Below are 16,616 nucleotides of genomic sequence, written 5' to 3'. Positions count from 1 at the left end.
AGTTGGCATGAGGGGATTTCGTTACGTCGCCATAGGCGTGGCTGCAGCTCTAGCTGGCATGATTGAGATATCTGCCTATCCACTCCCATATCCGTACTTCTTTGTTAACCCGCTGAGAGTGGTCGATCCATTTATTCCAAGTCAGATCAAATGGAACATTGGCAGAAAGCGAAACCAAAAAGTTGAATTTCTAAACGCTCAAGAAACACTCTCCGACATAAAATTTGCTGCAGCAAAAGTGTCAGACAAAGAAAGCAAAGCCAGCATGAGCAGGATTGCTTTTTCATGCGTTGTCGAACGAAGAGAGATTCCGCTGCCTTGCACGGTTGGGTCAAAAATCTATTTCAATGGCATTAGACCGAGCATCGACAGGTCCGGCACGGGACCTTATGTGAGTGGCCCTTACGGACTAAGGATTATTGAAATAGAGCGCGGTATATCAAACATTCTAAATCACTCATCAAATCATAACGTAAAAGAGGTTCTTGTTGACGCCCTTTCTGGATACGGTGTCACATATACTAGTGGTGGAACTTGGGGAATGACCAAAAGCAACCAAGACAAGATGCAACATATACAGAGCAAGGTGTACGTAGCAAATTTTTCAATCAACATCAGTCTTGAAAATAAAAATATTGAAGGTGCAAACCTTTTCATAAACTTGCTACGTAATGGAAAAGTGGCCGACGTAAGAGTGACTATCCAACCATACAACCATTAATGTGCAGTTTGTAATTGACATTGATATGAGTATTTGAGAATAAGCCCTCCAAATATCGGTCACAGGTGAAGTCACTTGTTTCCCGTTTTAGAAGGATTTCTCCATGACGCTCTCTAAGTCTCTACGCATTGCTCTTATCGCTGCTGTCGGTTGCCTTGGACTCTCCATCCCGCCAACGAGCCAGGCTGAAAACCTTACAAACGAAGAAATCGCTGAACAGCTCGGGTTCGAGACATACGACACTCGATTCATGGAGCGTCTATCTGGAATGGTGCTCACAAACCTTTGCACAGGTTTTGGCATGGATGTTTACTACAGCCCATTTGACGCTTGGACCGAACTGAATTGTGCAGTCGATAGGGGCTATATTTTGGTGCCAAGGCATTCCTACACTGAAATCTACCGAGATGGACAATTATTGTTCTCAGTCGACACGCACAAAGCGCAACGTCGAACTCTTCGACTCGAATTCGGAACACTTGCTGATTTGGCTAAATTCAAAGAAGCATTCAAGTTGGATGATAAAAAATTCGCCGTCGAGCTTGATTGAGAAGCGAGGCATCCTGCTCTCAAATAAAAACCCGAGGCACGATTAATTCGGCCACTGGTTATCAAGATATTTGACATTAATTCGAATAACTGGCATTAACCGCGCCAACTAGGAGGTATTTCATGGCATATAAATGTACGGATACCCGCTGTCCCTATGGCCCTGAATGGGACGAAGGCAACGATGTGACGCGGAATGCTGATGGAACCGTGATGGAGCATCTTCGTGCGGACTCGTATTCGCAAACTCCAAGCTTCCAGGACCCAAGCGTCAGTGGATTCGATGGCCTTTGCCTCAACTGCATTGCGGACAGAGATCTGGATCGTCGTTTCGAAGCCGTTGAATGTTACTACTGAGGAGGATGACTGATGACAGTTCAAGACACAGTTAAAACCATTCGCTCGGAAGTACGGCTTCCAACTCTGGAAGAAGCTGCGGCAGCTGCAGAAATTCTTCTCCTGTGCAACGGCATGGACCTCTCTGATTGGTCAGAAGATGTATTCCCATGCAACGAAATGGAAGAAGGCCTCAAGGCCATCGTCAAGACGGCCAAGAAGTAAGTCGCTTTCGGGCGACTTTTCTGTATTATCCGGATTTCAAGGAAAGGACTCTAAATGTCTCGTATGCCTGCTGCCGATGAAAAGATGATCCGCGATGCCCTCAAGGAGCATGGCACCGTCACCCCGACAGGCATTCAGGTGTCGGGGAACTTCTTTGGCGATCTCAATGCGAAGCTGAACGAAGGCCAACGCACGCTCAGTGACCTCATTGGCGACATGGCGGCTCACGCCAAGCAAGAGCGCGAGCGCAAGGAAGCGGAGGCGAAAACCAACGATGGTAGCTAACGCAAAACTTCGCATCGTCATCGACAACACCATTCCGAAGACCGACTACGAACAGCTGCTCGATTTCTGCGCAACGCTGGATCGCGGCGTCGTTCCGAAGTGGAAGGCGATTATGCTGCTCAACCTCACGCACCGCCTGCCAGACCTGATTGAGGACGAAGACCGTGGCCCAGCGTGGGTGCGGCGAGTTCTGGCTGGTGAGAACTTATCGGAAGTTGGCTACTTCCATGTTTACACATGGCTTCGCGATCACGCGAGAAGTGCCAGAAAGCCCTATTTTGCGTAAAATAAAGCCCAACGAAAAGCCCAGCCACAATTTCCGTGACTGGGCTTTCGCAATTCAGATGAGCTGGTGGAGTGAGCTTAGGCGGCTGCGCGATTGTTCTTCTCGTCTGACTGCTGATCTGCGATCTTGAACAGTTCGTCGACCAGGCTGGAAAGCTGATGCTCCGAGCACTGATCCAGCGCCTGCAGGATTTGCAAATCGTCAGATTCAGTCCGCTCCCATGGGGAGTAATTATTCTGCGTTGAAGCCATTTGGGGGTGTCCTTTTTGTTCGGCGTCTTCTACATATTTTCAAGCGAATTGTCAAATCTAAAGACAATTCAGATGCACAAAAATTATAGGATTTAAGATTGAAAAATCAAACCAATATCTATTTATTTTATTTCCGTGATATTGTAAGAGTTCTTCCAAAGGACGAATAACCGGGAAGGGAAGACAATGAGCAGCCTGTTGTTCAGATTTCAGAATTACGCGAACAGCTTCGATTATCCGTCAGAGCGCGGTCATATGGAACCGCAGATGGCAAGCGGCATGCTGATGACGTTTCGCATGATTGAACCGTTGCAGACCAACCGTGAGCGTCGGCTAGCCTGGCTCAACAATCATCTCGGCCAACTCGGCTTCAAACCCGAGGTCTGTGATAAGATTTCCGACTGGCTGGTAGAGAACTTCGAAAAGGAACAGGCGGAAGCCCAGCTTGCAGAGGTGACACAATGACCGACGTCAATCATCGGCGAAAGAACCGCGCTCCCGTAAACAGTCGCTATACCGAGAAGGCCTATCACAATGGCTATCCTGTCGGCAAAGAGAACGAGCGCGGAGACATTCAGCGCGTCGGCAACACGGACTATCTGGACAAATCCCTGCATGGGTGGGGCAATGTCGATACGTTCAGCGACGAGGTGATCGGAGCTGGAATCGGGAATGATTTCTCCAATGGCCATCGCGGGATGGCTAAGGCCGTGCGCGGAGCAAAGAAGTACGTCCGGTCTCGCACTCGCTTCCATGCGAATGCCAAGACCAAGCAGCTTGCCACCATGGAGGCGGAGGACCAATGGTGACGAATGCGTTCAAACTCATTCAGCTCTATCTCGCTTACGCGCTGATTTCGGCCTCCGTCCTAGCAGGCGGCCGCCTACTCCTCGGATTGAAGTACACAGCCCCTCAGGAATTTCTGATTTCGCTCGGATTGGCTGCGGTCCTCATGCTCGCTCTGAGGCCATGGCGTCACTTCAAGGAAAAGAAGGGCCGACCGATCTAAATCGAACAGCCGACCATGTGAAATCGAAGCGCTGACCATTTGAAAGCCAGAATACAAAAAGGGAGCCGGAACGATGCGTTCGGTTCCCTTTTTTCGTTACAGCGTGAAGCCCGCTGAAGCATCCAAGTTATCAGCAGGGGCAGGGAAGAACCGCCCAAGGACCGCCTCAGCCCTGCTACGATCCATTCCGGCAGCGGTAAGACAGTCTACATCGAAGTCGGGCTTCTCATCGTTCGATGCCAGAACCTCGTGCTTGCCGTCAAAATAGACGTCGAAGGATGCGGGGCCGACAAGTTCGCCATCCGGTCAGTCGCTGCAACCATCGCACAATACTGCGCTCCGACATCCTGCAGCATCTTCACCAGAGACTGGCATAAAGGCAGGGGGTCGTGTTCTTCCGGATCGATCTCGACATAGCCAAGCCCCCGGTAGGCGCTGTCGCCATTCTCGAACTCAACATGGGTTAGCCCGCGCTTCGCCAGCAAGAACGCATCGTAATGTTCCAACTTTTCCGGCCTTTCGAAAAGAATGCAGATATGAGACATGTCGCCCTCCTGACTTTTTTGAGATCCAATAAATATCTGATTTTGTAGAATGGCAAAAGGTTTTTAATTTGGATGTCGTTTTATTGATGGAGACTCGTCGGCGACAATTTCCTGAATTTTGCGCCCGTCAACAATCTATGAGACAATAGCAATCAAAAATAAAGACTTACAAACTCTGACAACCCCCAAGGAGACCACCAATATGAAATCCCTACTGCTTTCTGCGGCAATGGTTGCGTTGACCGCTTCAACGGCTTTTGCTGCCCGTGGTGACAATGGTGAAGGGCAGGGCGGTGGCAGCTCCACTCCTCGGCCACAGCTGGTGACGATATATTACACTGAATACCAGCAGCAATGGGTTACGGAATATGTGACCGAATCTTACCAGGAAACGCGCTACCGAACTGAAAATCGTCAGCGTGAAGAGATGCGGACGGAGACACGGACCAGAACCGTTGAGGTTCCAGAGAAATATGTAGAGGTTCTTTTACATACCGCCCGCCTGTCTGACGAATGCACTATCGAAAAGGAAAATGAGCGGTTCGATGATTTCTCTACTGGATGTAAAATCATTCCAGCATGGAATGAAAATATTGAGAAAACCAGAATGGTGGAAGTACAGCAGCAATATACCGTTCAGGTTCCTGTAACAGTAACATATCAGGTCCAAGTTCCCTATCAGGAAACTCTATATCGTCAGGTCCCGGTTCAGAAGCTGGTTGATGTTCCAGTTCAAAAATCCAGACAGGAATGGCAGTGCCCTTCGCCGTATAAAGTGTCGTCGTATACAGAAAAAGGGAGAACCACGAGAACATGTGTCTCGGGTGTCCCTGACCGTGGCAATAGCGGCAATCGCTAATCGAGCTTAAAGACAAGCCCAAGCCCCGCAGTTTCCTGAGGGGCTTCTTCTTTCCTACTGATGGCGATTCAATGGAAGTTGGAATAATGCATATTTTTTGTTATATTTATTAAAGCTGAATAATACACATCAACCGAGCGAGGTACTAAATGAAGAAGTTTATTATAGCCATGGCCCTATTGGCATTCTCGACAACAGCAACTCTCGCCGAGCGCGGGGATGCGGGTGAAGGGAACGGCGGCGGCAACGGTACACCATCACCTAAACTGGTCACGATAGATGATACGAGAACAGAAACTTACGATTACTCGTGCCCAGTAGAAGTCTGGATGCCTGCATCGATGTCTTGCGGTCCTAGAGATGAAAACGACGAAAAAAAGTTTGATGATTTCACGCGACCCTGCACATACGTGCCTTCTGGTCCTAGAACAATAGACAGAACATGTCAGGGCACACGCGAAGTAGTAGTTTCTTCTCGAACAGAATGGCAGTGCCCAAGCCCATATATCTACTCAGAGTATCGCGATAAACATGAGGTGACCAGAACTTGCCGCCTGCGAGATTCTGATCACGGTAATGTAGGTAACCGATAAACATTGTTAGTCAGCTCGTAAGAAGCCCCTCAGGAAACTGCGGGGTTTCTTTTTTGCTCATTTTTGGTGGTTATTTATTTAAATATTGACGATGCCAATTTTTCCCTTTATTCGAATTCCAAATTCAAAGGAGATTATTGTGACGGAAGATGGCATGCATCTATTAGAGCCGCACCTATCAAGCCGTAAAGTCAATGGCACAGCATTATGGTGCGTGCGTATCAAGAACGGCGCAGGAGATATCATTACCCTTTCCCAAGAGACAGTGTACAAGCCAGTCGCTGCGCGTGACTTGCGGCGTATCCACCAAGAAATGTCAGAGCTGTGGCTTAAACGAAATGCCGCGAGGATCAAGGAATACAACCCAATTGCCATCTCCAAGCGTGACGATTTCCTCAAATTTCGGATGTATCTTTACGACCGTTATAGGCCGTTAGAAAACCTTCCTTCTTCTGAACCTTGCACTGAATACATTGCAGAAGGCGACCAGAAGATGTGGAAATCGAAGACCGACGTCTTCACTGCTGCCTATATCTCGACCAAACATCCATCGTGGACAGTTCAGTCTGTCTCACAAACAAGCAGTATTCTCCATGACCGGGAGGTAATTGTTGAAAAGGACGCTGTACAATGCAGAATTCTGTTTTGGGTGACAAACAATGCTTTTCACCACAAAGCGGTTTCTTGAAGCTATAAACCGATAAAATAACCAATTATCTAGGCACCTCAATCGGGTGCCTTTTGTTTTTGGATCTATTTCACCACAGTGAGATGGGTTTTCGGCTTCCAGATATGTTTGGCGACCGCATCACTGATTGCGCGTTCGACCTTTCGAAGTGAATCCCCGCGAGACAAGCAATCCATGCCAAGGTCCGTCATCTTGTCCATCAGAGCCTCGGCATCAGCAATGTCCAACAAGGCTTCCTGTGCTGCATCCATGACCATGCCTCGCAGAATGACAGGATAATCCTTCACACTGGGGCGAGAGACGTTGAACACGTCCAGACGGTCGAGCAGTGGCGTTCCAAGCTTCGAAATCGAGTTGGCCGTGAAGATGAAGCTCGCATAGGACACATTCACCGAACCAAGCAGATAGGCGTCCGGATAGGTCGAGTTGGTTTCTTTCGCGAGCATCGGCAGCAAGGCGGCAAAGGGATCACCGTTTGAGCTGGCGTTCGCCTTATCCAGTTCATCGACCATGATGATTGGATTGACAACCTGGGTTGAACTCAGAGCCAGCACAGGCAGAGAAGGGCGAGCGTTTGACCATCCGCGTTCACTACCCATGATCGCCTTCGAGCTATCAGATCCAGCCACACTGATGAAATGCATGGGGATTGAACTCAGATGCGCGACACGCCGCACCCATCGCGTCTTTCCGACACCAGACGGCCCGTTCAGCAACATAGGCGGGATCGTGAAGCATTCGCCAATGTGACGGGAGCCGAGCGCGGCCGCACGAGCTACCTCTTCGTTGATTTCCGCCATCCAGGGGAATTCAGTCATGAGGGTGCTGTAGAGCTTGTCAGGATCAGGAGCAGGTAAGATTGGCAACGGACGCAACAGATGACCGTAGTTCCGCTCTGCCGAGCTGTTACCGTCACTGCCAGCAATGCGATCCAGAACACGGATGCGAATGCTATCGTCCATCGGGTTCGTGACAATGACATCAGGCTCCGGCGAGATTGGAACTCCAATGCTGTCGCTATAGCCCTTGGCAATCTGGTTGAAGAATTCCTGCTCGCTCGGAGACAGTTCATTTGGAGCGGTTGATACGACGTCCGTTATGGCGTTGATCGCGTCATCGCTCATAGGTGGGTCGACAGGATCATGAAGACCAGGTCTAACGCGGCGGGAAATATTGAGCTGCGCACAAAGCTCCAGAAGGTCATCGCTCGGTTCTGGCAGGACAACACGGCTATCGAATTCGATGTTGCCAGTCTTCCCGGTCAGGTCGAGGGTTTCAATCGCCAGGCGCTGCTCGAAAGCTTCGAACGAATTGTCGCTACCAAAATATTGGGCATGGGCAAGACGATGCCAATTGTCGGCAACGTGCGCCATATCGACCATGACGCTCTCAGGCTCAATCATGTCATCGCCAAGCAAGGTTTGGATGGCATCGGAAATTCGAACCATGGCAGCCCGATCACCAAGACAGGCGCAAACGTAGTCGAGCGAAGATGCCATCGTGTAGGCCAACGGAGTTTTGAAACTTCGAAGAACCTGGATGACGTGCTGCAGATCGGAACGCGAGGCACTTCCCAACTTGGCTTCGAATTCGGCCTGCGTTTTGGCGAAAGTCTCAGACAGACCAGCCTTCAACAATGTTTCGAATTTCAAACTATTGCAGATTTTCGGTGCGAGCTTGCCAGCCAGAATCATTGCGTCGAATGAATTAAGCTTAATTCGAGACATCCAAGGTTCGGAAAGCAAATACATCGTTCGACCGACGTTTTCGGCAGAGATCGTTTCAGCCATCACTTTGATATTGTCGGAGTCCAGCAGAACGCCACGATTTCGAACAGCGACCGCCAGCTTCCCGACGAAATCCTTGATCGTCGACAACTCCCGTTTGGTCCAATCGTTTTCGATAGTCCACAAGATCGGGTTAGCCAGTCCGTCCGTCCAGCGGATAGCACTTCCAATTCTAGATGCTTCCGGTTCGAAATCGGCAGGGTCAAATGGACGATCATCGACCTCGATGTTTCCATCGTTCAAGGCGTCGCCCATCTTTTCCCAGCGGTCCAGAGAGTTCGGATTTTCACTAATCTCATTTTCCAGACTGGCTTCGATTTCGTACGAGACGAAAGGCTCCTTCTCGAAACCCTTGGAAGGATCGACTTCAACCTCGTCCGTATTTTCGACTTCTGGAAATTCATCGTCAGCGATGGCCGGATCAGCCATGCCTCCCGCAAAACGACCGTCCCCAGCTTCGAGTTTGGCTTTTCCGATTTCGCCGATGCAGGAAATAGCAGACTCGATCTGCTCAGGCGTGAAGCGCTGTTTCAGAAATCCGGTCTCAGGGTCGATCTCATCATCTTCGAGTTCGACTTTTTGTTCGAGTTCCGATCTCGAAACAGGATCGACTTCGACCATGCCATCGACTTCGACGCTCGAAACAGGATTCGAACCCTCGGGGGCTTTCTCACCGAAAAGAGCGTAATGATCGTATTCGGGTTCGTCCCCCGTTTTCGGGGCTTTCGACTTCGAACTGAATATCTTGCCGATCCATTCCATGCATTAGTCCTCCGAGTTCGAACGTCTAGTCGGGCGGATCAGTCCAGCCTCTTCCTGAAGCTTGATCCGGTTTTCGTAGAATTCGAGCGACTGCTTGACGGTGGCGACTTCGTCCGCGACCGCGTTCGGACGTTCTGGAATTTCGTCGGGTCCCCAGCTCGACCGCTTCTTGCCGTAGTTCTCGGCAGCCGTCACTGTCACGCCATGTCCGACGATGGCCGCAATCTCTTCCGGCTTCTGGTACGACTTGGCGTTGGCGATGAATTGGTGTCGAAGCGAATAAAGGGAATAAACTCGAACTCGACCAGTGAAGAGCTTTTGAGATGTCGAATAGAGCAATTGGGCGACCTGACTTTGATTAGTGTCGTATTCTCCACTCGACAGCCAGTCCGCTCCGTTCGAACTCATATTTCGAATTGCTCTAAGGGTCTCGTCACTAAAGTTCGAGAGATCGATAGTTCGAACCACACCGTTAGCTCGACCGTTCGTCGATTTTGCATTCAAGACGTAGAGCCAAACTCGACGCCCGTTCGGAGCGGTCGGGTCTTCCCGAATTTCGAGATCGGTCGTCGCCCATTCGATTGGTCGAAGTCCAGTTGAAATTCCGGCCACCATCCAGTCGATCAAAATCGGTGCCAACTTCGAACGGGAGAAGTGCCGAAGGTACGAGATGACTTTGTCGAAATCCGCTTTCGGGAATTTCTTCTCTTTTCGAGCGGAAGTCTTGCGCGGCAGCTTCTTTCGATCCCCTTCGAAATTCGAAACCAATTCGGACTTCGGCATCGGCTGATCCGTCATCTCGATTTCGACAATGTCGGCATCGATCAAAGCCAAAGCGGCTTCGGTATTGTCGTGCGGGATCGAAGACAGAATGGCTTTAGCAGCCTGTCGATATGGACGCCATGTCGAAGACTTGACCGTGGGCTTCAAGCTGAAGAACCATTTCGCGAATTCGAGCGGGTCGAGGTTCTGGAGGGAACCTTGGTCTCGACCAGTCTCCTTCTGATATCGGTTCACCAAAGATCGACCGCGTTCGAGATATTGTTCGTGCGTCTTCGCAGACCTGGTCAGGCCGTCGTTGACTTCGACCGATCCCGCGCCAGGGTCTCGACCGCGAGCTTTGGCCCGATCCGCCACTCGGCGTTTGGTGGCATCCCGAAGCCTTCGAAGGACTTCGACATTCGGACCACTCGGTCCCGTAAAGTTCGACTTGTCGAAATCGCGCAGCTTGGTCGGAACGGGCCTCGAAGATGGAGATGGCATCGGTGCCGCTTCAAAATTATCCTCGGTGTCAACATTGGAATTGCTGGATGTCGAAGACGGACGGTTCAGGCCGGAAGCGGAAGCTGAGCTGTTGGACGCCGAAGAAGGGCGACCAGCCTTGGTGTCAACATTGGAAGAGAGGCGATCTCCAAACTCGACATCCTCGATGTCAACATTGGAAATGTGAGGGCTTCCAGCCTGATTGTCCTTGGTGTCAACATTGGAAGGGCGGGTGCGAAGCGGAGCGACGCGCCAGCTGCCAGGGGCGTGGGGGTCGGGACTGCGGCGCAGCACGACGCCTGCGTCAGTGGGCTTGGTGCCCAGGCCCGCAGGGCGGCTGAAAGCCTTCGTTTCTGGTCTGGCTTGATGCCCGTCCTGACGGGGCTGAAAGCTGGTATTCTCGGTCATGGGCACCTCGGGTGGCTATGACAGGGGGGGCGAAAGACCCCCTTTCGGGGGTTGGGACGCGCTAGCGGACCAATTCCCTGTTTGTTTTTGTATTCCCCCCATTACTCCATAAAAAAACAACCTGTTTCAAGAGTTTTGAATCGGAAATATAGACGGACTTCGAATATCGAAATAAAAAATGTTACCAAGACTCGAAAAACACGCTTGTTTTCAAGAAAACCGATTCGGATTTCGAAACATCCGATTCGTGTTTTATTAAAGCCTAGCATTTACTAGGGTTTTTGGTCGGCGGTTAATTCGGGCCGTTTTTGGCAGCTTCCGCAAAAATAGCCTTTTTAGGTCTTTCAGCAGCTCTCAGCCTAGTCTGATCCCGACATGACAGTCAAATGGGTCAGTGACGTGTTTTTGAATCGATGCTGCGTTGCTGCGCTGATTCAGAATTTCCCCCAAGAGAAAAAATCACCCTATGGGTGGAGATGGCCTGGAGCTGAATTTCGCTCCAAGGGGATTGTCAAAAATCGAAACGACCAGACAATGACTCAGATATCGCTTCGAAATTCGAATCGAATGCATCGAGTTTTGAATCGTTTTTGAACGTGTTTGAATCGTATTTCCAGATTTATGAATCGTATTACTGCAAATTTTTTCGAGTTGCAGGTAAGTCACATAAATTCGCTGGCAAATCGCCGACAAATTAAATGAAGTCACCGGCAGAGTTTTTTGGGTTGCACGGCAATTAATCCGAGGTCACCATAAATCATAACGAGTTGCCTGCAATGCAATGTGGGTTTTGCGTAAATCAGGAGAAAGCCAAATGATTTCATATGGAACGAAGAAAGCGCTTCTGGCGGCTGGGGCAGGGCTTTTCCTGGCTTCCTGCGCCTCTACTGGCACCAAAACACCAGTAGATACGGGATATCGAGGCGCTGCAGAGATCGAACAGAAGATCGCTTCGGCCACCATGACTGCCGCAAAAGCTCAGGAAAACCTGGCTCGCGTCCAGATTGCCCGCACAAAACCCGCGCCTCTTCCACTGGATGAAAGCAATTTGCCGCCTGAATTGCTGACGCCAGCGACGATCAATTGGACTGGTCCTGCCCATGAAGCGGCCAAGCGCATTGCTGCCCTGATCGGATACAGCTTCGCAGTTACGGGTAATCCTCCTGCAATTCCGCCATCCGTCAACATTTCTCTCGTCGACGTTCCGGCCGCCAAGGCTCTCGAAAACATCGGCCTGCAGGCATTCCCGTTTGGTGAAGTCTCGGTCGATCCGAACGTGAAGCGCGTGGAATTCCGCTATCTGCAACAGCATCAGCAGCCGCGTAGCGTAGCTGGATCGTCGCCGAAGTTCGGCAAGTAAGAGGTGCAGAATATGCGTATCAGCCATCTAGCAGCAGTTTCCCTTCTTGCGATTGCGGCATCGGGTTGCACAGTCATGTCGGGCGATGTCGCTCCAACGCCGGATGCTGTACGCCCTGGTTCTGAAGCCAAGCAGCGCGCTGACGTCAATCCCGGTTACAAGACCGGAGCGGGTCAAATTCCCACGAAAAGGACGGCTACTCTGGGCGAAATTATCGCGAAAACCGACCGCGCGCCCAAGAAAGAAAGCCCTACCAGCAAGGAAGATCGCCTTCGCGAGCCTGCAATGCGTGAAGCCGCAACGGCTTACGGCGCTCGTGCAGGCCTCGCCTACGCTACCCGAGAGATAAATCGTCGTCTGGAAGCCCGCGCTGCCGAGCTTTCGACGTCGTATAATTTCCAGAGCCTCATGATTTCCGGCCCAAATGGCGTGATGGTAAATCCGCCAATTATCGTAGAGGCTCAGGAAAGCTGGGAATCCTCTGATGCTGGCAAAACCCTTCGTGTAGCTGACACTGTCTACGAAATTGTCGAACAATCCCGCTTCACGTCAGTTGCCCCGATGTGGCAGTCCTACCTGATTGCTAACTTTGATGAGGCAGAAACTCCTCCAGACGCCTTGCTTCCGCGCACTGCTGGCGAAAAGGAAAACTGGAAACGTTGGGTTTCCGAGGGCTGGAGACAGGGTGAAGAGCAGGCAAACGAGATTTTCCAAGCAAATCTCGACCGTCTGAACCGCGATTATACGGGCATGGTCCGCTATAAGGCGCTCCTCGAAGAGGGCAAGGTTTCGCCAGCACGCCTCGCAGAAGCTGAACTCGGCAACACTGGTACGGGTCAGGATATGCGCGTCAACGACCGTGCGATCCGCATCACCGAAGATCCGGCTCTTCAGGTCAGTCCACGTGGCTGGTCGGCCTCGGCAACGACCAAGTCGAAGGACGGCGAGGACAAGGGCGCAGCAGTCCAGGCCGAAGACATGCCAGCGGCAAAGCCGACACGCAAACCTTCGAATGTCAAAAGAACTCCGCCAAAGGCTTCGAATTCGGCCTCTTCGGCGTCGTCCAACAAGTCTGTTGACGCGCCCAAGCCGAAGAAAGGCGGACGGTTCTAATTGAATCGAAAACATTGGGGATTGAATCGAAACTTTCGAAATTCGAATCCCGATCCCCAATGTTTGAATCGGTGGTGTCAAAATTTGAATCGAATATTTCGAAAGTGGAATTAAATGAGCGAGCAGGATAAAAAGAAAGAAACCATATTTGCCGAGACCTTCGATGGCGAGGTTTTTGGTGACTGGAGCCTGCATCTCAACCGCGATAATTTCGACGACCTGCTGGAATTCGCTGCCAATCGCAAAGCGTCGGACATCACCATTCAGCCCGACATGGTGGTCATGGCAGAAATCGGCGGCCAGATTGTGCCGATTACGGAAAAGATCATTTCGAGTGCGGAAGTCGATGATCTGGTTCGATACGTCTATCAGGAAGATGGTCCTGCTCAGTTGGCATCGGGTTACGACCTCGACCCTGCTCACGAAGTTCGAATTAAAGGCGTAGGCCAACGTCGATATCGCGTGAATATCACGAACGGTCGAATGATCGGCGGGCAGGGCGCTCAGTTGACCATTCGTACCTTGCCGTCTCAGCCAATCGAAATCAGCAAGCTCAACATTGAGCAGGCGATCCTCGACAACTGGCGTCCAGAGCAAGGCCTGGTCTTCGTAACGGGGCCGACTGGTTCGGGTAAATCGACGCTGCTCTCTTCGGGCATTCGCATGCTCGTGGAACGTCCGGATGCCAACGAGAAGATCCTCGAATATTCTCGACCAATCGAATACGTCTACGACGGCATCAACATGCCATCGTCCGTTATCCATCAGGTTCACGCAGGCAAGGATTTGCGCCCGCGTATTGGCGATGGCGACGAAGGCTCGATCTTCGCTTACTGCGTGCGAAACGCTCTTCGCCGCAAGCCGACCATCATCCTGATCGGTGAAGCCCGCGACAAGGCGACTATCGAAGCTTCTGTCGAAGCTGGCCTGACAGGTCACCTCGTCTACACGACCATGCACACCATCGGTGTCGCTGAAACTCTGCGTCGTGCAATCATTCCATTCCCTGAAGGGAGCCGCCGTGCAATGGGCGTCGATATCATGGAATCCATGCGCATGATCGTGACCCAGCTGCTGCTTCCAAAGATTGGCGGCGGCAAGGTCGGTTGCCGTGAATTCATGGTTTTCGGCCCGAAGGTCCGCGACCGCTTCCTGAATGAGAAAGACGTGGACAGCTGGCCGCGCTTGGCTCGCCGTCTTCTGGCAGAGCAGGCCGCAGTTGGCCAGACCATGCAGCAGGCCGCTCTAAAATTGCTCTACGACGGACAGATTTCCAAGGAAACCTACAAGCGCGTCGCGTCAAAGGGCAAGAGCTGATCGAATTTTGTGAGATTCATTAAACCGAGAATAATTAAAGAAGGAGGTGATAAATGGCTCATTGGAATAATACATACCGCCCTGCGCGCTTCTTCTTTCTCGACGTTCGCGTCGGGGTGATCATTCTCGCAAGCCTGATGCATGTGCGTCTATGGACGCTGACGACCGACGTCATTGTCATCATGCTTGGATGGTGGATCGAACGTGTTGGGCTTGGCTTCATGGGCGCATTGCGTGCTGTCCGTGAAAATATCGCAGGTGCGTACCGTCCAGCGCTTCCGAAATACAAAATTCGCGGGTGGGTCGATTGCAGCCATCGTCGCATGGCCTGGGAAAAACCGATTGACCAGTCTCCTGTGAAGCTCACGCCGCTCAAGAAGGACGGCTTCTGAATTAATAAGGGAAAATCCCGCTCAGGGGTCCCACTGATATTCGCAGTCAACGCTGCGCTTGCCCACCAGCCTGAAGGGCCATTCGAAATTCAGGCTACGAAATGTTCTTAAAAGACGGAAAGGGAAAAAGATGTCTGAGAACGAAAATAAGAAGTTGCTGGTCGCAATTGACGACGGCTACGCACAGACCAAGCTCTACGGTCAGGCCGAAGACGGCAGCATCGTGAAGTTCTGCATGCGCTCATCGGTTCGTTCGGGCCGTTGGGGTCTCGGCGAGATTTCCGGTTCTGGTTCGGTCGGTCTCTATGACACGGCTGAAGAAGGACCGTTCACTGTTTCGGAAGATGTTGCTTCTGAAAACACCCAGTTCGACGGCTTCCACCTGTCGGCCATGAACCGCGTTCTGGTCAACCATGCTTTGGTTGGCGGCGGCTATGGCGGCAAGGACGTGGAGATCATTACGGGTCTTCCTGTCGCCGACTATTTCGTCAACGGCCTCAAGGACCAGGAAAAGATCGACGCCAAGCGCGTAAACCTCCTGAAGAAGGTCAGCGTTTCCGGTGAAGGCTCCGTCGCGACAATTCACGATGTCCGCGTCGGTTGCCAGGCTGTCGCCGCGTGGGTCGACTACATCTACAACGATGACCTGACCGAGCGTCACGAGGCTGAAGGCGCTGTCGCCATTGTCGACATTGGCGGCCGCACGACCGACATTGCAACGGTTATCAGCCAGGACGAGCAGCCTACCAAGGTTGACTATGCCCGTTCCGGCACCGCCAACATCGGTGTCCTCGACGTGTACAAGGCAGTTGAATCGGTCATTTCAGCCGAATTCAAGATCAAGGACACGTTCGCGACGAAGGTCATTGACCGTGCTGTTCGTGAAGGCGTCGTCCGCCTCTGGGGCAAGGACAACGACGTCAGCAAGCTCGTCGAGCCGATCATTCGTGAGCATGAAGCCAAGATCGTTCGCGAGATCGAACGCCGCATTGGCTCTGGTGCCCAGATGAATGCTGTCGTGTTCGTCGGTGGCGGCGGTGCGCTCTTCCAGAAGATCGCGGCCAACTTCCCGAACGGTCATATGATCGCGGACCCTGAATTTGCCAACGCTCGCGGACTGTTCAAGTTCGCACGCTCTCTGCAGCTGGGCTAAGGCATGACGAGTTGGACGTGTGCGGCAGGATCAAAACGTATGTTGGTAGTTTTGTTCCCTTTCGGCCCACATACGCCGCCGCGCACGTCCAAACCTTTTGAGGCAAGAAATGTTTGAACGCTCTCGTTCGCTTCAGATTTATGTAAAACCAGGCATCAAAGAGGATGACATCCTCATTGGTGTGTGGGAGGCCGCGAAGAAGCTGGATCGTCCTCAGGACGTTTTCCGGTCGATGTTGCGTGCTGGCCTGATGGCGATGCTGGAGTCCGGCGAGCTGCCCGAGAGCATCATCGACGAGTGCGACCTGGATATCATTCTGGAAAAACGCATGCGTCGCAAAAACCGCAAGAGTGGTCAGGAACATCCATCTCATATTGCGGCCAATGCGTACCAGGCCCCGTTGCCAATACCTACACCTTGGCCTCAGGCGGCCCCTGTGATGCATCCGACACCTGTTTACGCTCCGATGCCAGCACAACCGCATCAAGCGCACGAAATGCCCGTTTACGCGCCCTCTGCGCCTCGTCGCGAAGAGGCTCCATCTCCTGTGCCAGCACACCCACGTGTCGAACAGGCTGCGCCCGCGCCAGCACCTGCTGCCGTGAAGCCCAAAGAAACCGCCGATGAGAACAAGCCGAAAGCCCCACAGGTGGCGGGTTCCAAGGTAAATCGAATGAAAGATTTGATGTGACGATTAAACAAGGCAAAAATTGA

20 protein-coding genes are annotated in these 16,616 nt (G+C 51.8%); 16 read left to right on the top strand and 4 right to left on the bottom strand.

Going from position 1 to position 16,616, the window contains the following annotated elements:
* The first annotated feature begins 7 nt into the window (after positions 1–7).
* From QU595_RS10820 to QU595_RS10800, 5 genes are all read left to right on the top strand, one after another.
* Entirely contained in the window at positions 8–721 is a 714-nt protein-coding gene (locus QU595_RS10820) for a hypothetical protein (protein ID WP_315921727.1), read from the top strand.
* A 103-nt stretch (positions 722–824) separates the two neighbouring features.
* Positions 825–1,271, top strand: coding sequence for a hypothetical protein (locus QU595_RS10815; RefSeq protein ID WP_315921725.1), 447 nt, complete (start codon positions 825–827; stop codon positions 1,269–1,271).
* Between the two features lie 368 nt (positions 1,272–1,639).
* Positions 1,640–1,831 carry a hypothetical protein gene (locus tag QU595_RS10810; RefSeq protein WP_315921723.1) on the top strand — a complete coding sequence of 64 codons (192 nt, stop codon included), beginning with the start codon at positions 1,640–1,642 and terminating at the stop codon, positions 1,829–1,831.
* Between the two features lie 54 nt (positions 1,832–1,885).
* Positions 1,886–2,116, top strand: a complete 231-nt coding sequence (locus tag QU595_RS10805) for a hypothetical protein (RefSeq protein WP_315921721.1) — start codon at positions 1,886–1,888, stop codon at positions 2,114–2,116.
* A complete protein-coding gene (locus tag QU595_RS10800) occupies positions 2,106–2,402 on the top strand; it encodes a hypothetical protein (protein WP_315921719.1) in 297 nt (98 codons plus the stop codon). Before QU595_RS10805 ends, QU595_RS10800 begins: the two co-directional genes overlap by 11 nt.
* Positions 2,403–2,479: 77 nt before the next feature.
* Here the strand turns inward: QU595_RS10800 and QU595_RS10795 are convergent, their stop codons facing one another.
* Positions 2,480–2,653 (bottom strand): hypothetical protein, encoded by a 174-nt coding sequence (locus QU595_RS10795; protein WP_315921717.1) that lies wholly within the window; start codon positions 2,651–2,653, stop codon positions 2,480–2,482.
* A 186-nt stretch (positions 2,654–2,839) separates the two neighbouring features.
* Here QU595_RS10795 and QU595_RS10790 point away from each other — a divergent pair, with 186 nt between their 5' ends.
* Genes QU595_RS10790 through QU595_RS10780 form a run of 3 tightly spaced genes read left to right on the top strand, consistent with a single transcriptional unit; the run spans position 2,840 to position 3,662 of the window.
* Positions 2,840–3,118, top strand: a complete 279-nt coding sequence (locus tag QU595_RS10790) for a hypothetical protein (RefSeq protein WP_315921715.1) — start codon at positions 2,840–2,842, stop codon at positions 3,116–3,118.
* Positions 3,115–3,462, top strand: a complete 348-nt coding sequence (locus QU595_RS10785; RefSeq protein WP_315921713.1) for a hypothetical protein — start codon at positions 3,115–3,117, stop codon at positions 3,460–3,462. Before QU595_RS10790 ends, QU595_RS10785 begins: the two co-directional genes overlap by 4 nt.
* Positions 3,456–3,662, top strand: a complete 207-nt coding sequence (locus tag QU595_RS10780) for a hypothetical protein (protein ID WP_315921711.1) — start codon at positions 3,456–3,458, stop codon at positions 3,660–3,662. Before QU595_RS10785 ends, QU595_RS10780 begins: the two co-directional genes overlap by 7 nt.
* A gap of 206 nt (positions 3,663–3,868) precedes the next feature.
* Here QU595_RS10780 and QU595_RS10775 read toward each other — a convergent pair whose 3' ends face one another.
* Positions 3,869–4,207, bottom strand: coding sequence for a hypothetical protein (locus QU595_RS10775; RefSeq protein ID WP_315921709.1), 339 nt, complete (start codon positions 4,205–4,207; stop codon positions 3,869–3,871).
* 202 nt (positions 4,208–4,409) lie between these two features.
* Here QU595_RS10775 and QU595_RS10770 point away from each other — a divergent pair, with 202 nt between their 5' ends.
* A complete protein-coding gene (locus QU595_RS10770; protein WP_315921707.1) occupies positions 4,410–5,066 on the top strand; it encodes a hypothetical protein in 657 nt (218 codons plus the stop codon).
* A 732-nt stretch (positions 5,067–5,798) separates the two neighbouring features.
* Positions 5,799–6,347: a hypothetical protein gene (locus tag QU595_RS10765; RefSeq protein WP_315921705.1), complete on the top strand. Its 549-nt coding sequence runs from the start codon at positions 5,799–5,801 to the stop codon at positions 6,345–6,347.
* Between the two features lie 65 nt (positions 6,348–6,412).
* Here the strand turns inward: QU595_RS10765 and QU595_RS10760 are convergent, their stop codons facing one another.
* A complete protein-coding gene (locus QU595_RS10760) occupies positions 6,413–8,896 on the bottom strand; it encodes an AAA family ATPase (protein WP_315921703.1) in 2,484 nt (827 codons plus the stop codon).
* 3 nt (positions 8,897–8,899) lie between these two features.
* Complete coding sequence (locus QU595_RS10755) at positions 8,900–10,567, bottom strand: hypothetical protein (RefSeq protein WP_315921701.1); 1,668 nt, start codon at positions 10,565–10,567, stop codon at positions 8,900–8,902.
* Positions 10,568–11,381: 814 nt separating this feature from the next.
* Between QU595_RS10755 and QU595_RS10750 the strand changes: the two genes are divergently transcribed.
* The 6 genes from QU595_RS10750 to QU595_RS10725 all read left to right on the top strand — a co-directional run bounded on the left by QU595_RS10750 (position 11,382) and on the right by QU595_RS10725 (position 16,593).
* On the top strand, positions 11,382–11,927 hold the full coding sequence (locus QU595_RS10750; protein ID WP_315921699.1) for a DotD/TraH family lipoprotein: 546 nt from the start codon (positions 11,382–11,384) through the stop codon (positions 11,925–11,927).
* A 12-nt stretch (positions 11,928–11,939) separates the two neighbouring features.
* Positions 11,940–13,040, top strand: a complete 1,101-nt coding sequence (locus QU595_RS10745) for a type IV secretory system conjugative DNA transfer family protein (RefSeq protein WP_315921697.1) — start codon at positions 11,940–11,942, stop codon at positions 13,038–13,040.
* A 114-nt stretch (positions 13,041–13,154) separates the two neighbouring features.
* A complete protein-coding gene (locus tag QU595_RS10740; RefSeq protein ID WP_315921694.1) occupies positions 13,155–14,357 on the top strand; it encodes a type IV pilus twitching motility protein PilT in 1,203 nt (400 codons plus the stop codon).
* A 53-nt stretch (positions 14,358–14,410) separates the two neighbouring features.
* Positions 14,411–14,749 carry an IcmT/TraK family protein gene (icmT, locus tag QU595_RS10735; RefSeq protein WP_315921693.1) on the top strand — a complete coding sequence of 113 codons (339 nt, stop codon included), beginning with the start codon at positions 14,411–14,413 and terminating at the stop codon, positions 14,747–14,749.
* A gap of 58 nt (positions 14,750–14,807) precedes the next feature.
* The gene (parM, locus tag QU595_RS10730) at positions 14,808–15,902 is read left to right on the top strand and encodes a ParM/StbA family protein (protein WP_315921691.1); all 1,095 of its coding nucleotides are present in this window, start codon (positions 14,808–14,810) and stop codon (positions 15,900–15,902) included.
* Positions 15,903–16,011: 109 nt separating this feature from the next.
* Positions 16,012–16,593 carry a hypothetical protein gene (locus QU595_RS10725; protein WP_315921689.1) on the top strand — a complete coding sequence of 194 codons (582 nt, stop codon included), beginning with the start codon at positions 16,012–16,014 and terminating at the stop codon, positions 16,591–16,593.
* Positions 16,594–16,616 lie beyond the last annotated feature (23 nt).

Source organism: Mesorhizobium sp. SP-1A (assembly GCF_032460275.1).
GTDB lineage: Bacteria > Pseudomonadota > Alphaproteobacteria > Rhizobiales > Rhizobiaceae > Mesorhizobium.
This window is presented reverse-complemented; position numbering and strand designations above follow the sequence as displayed.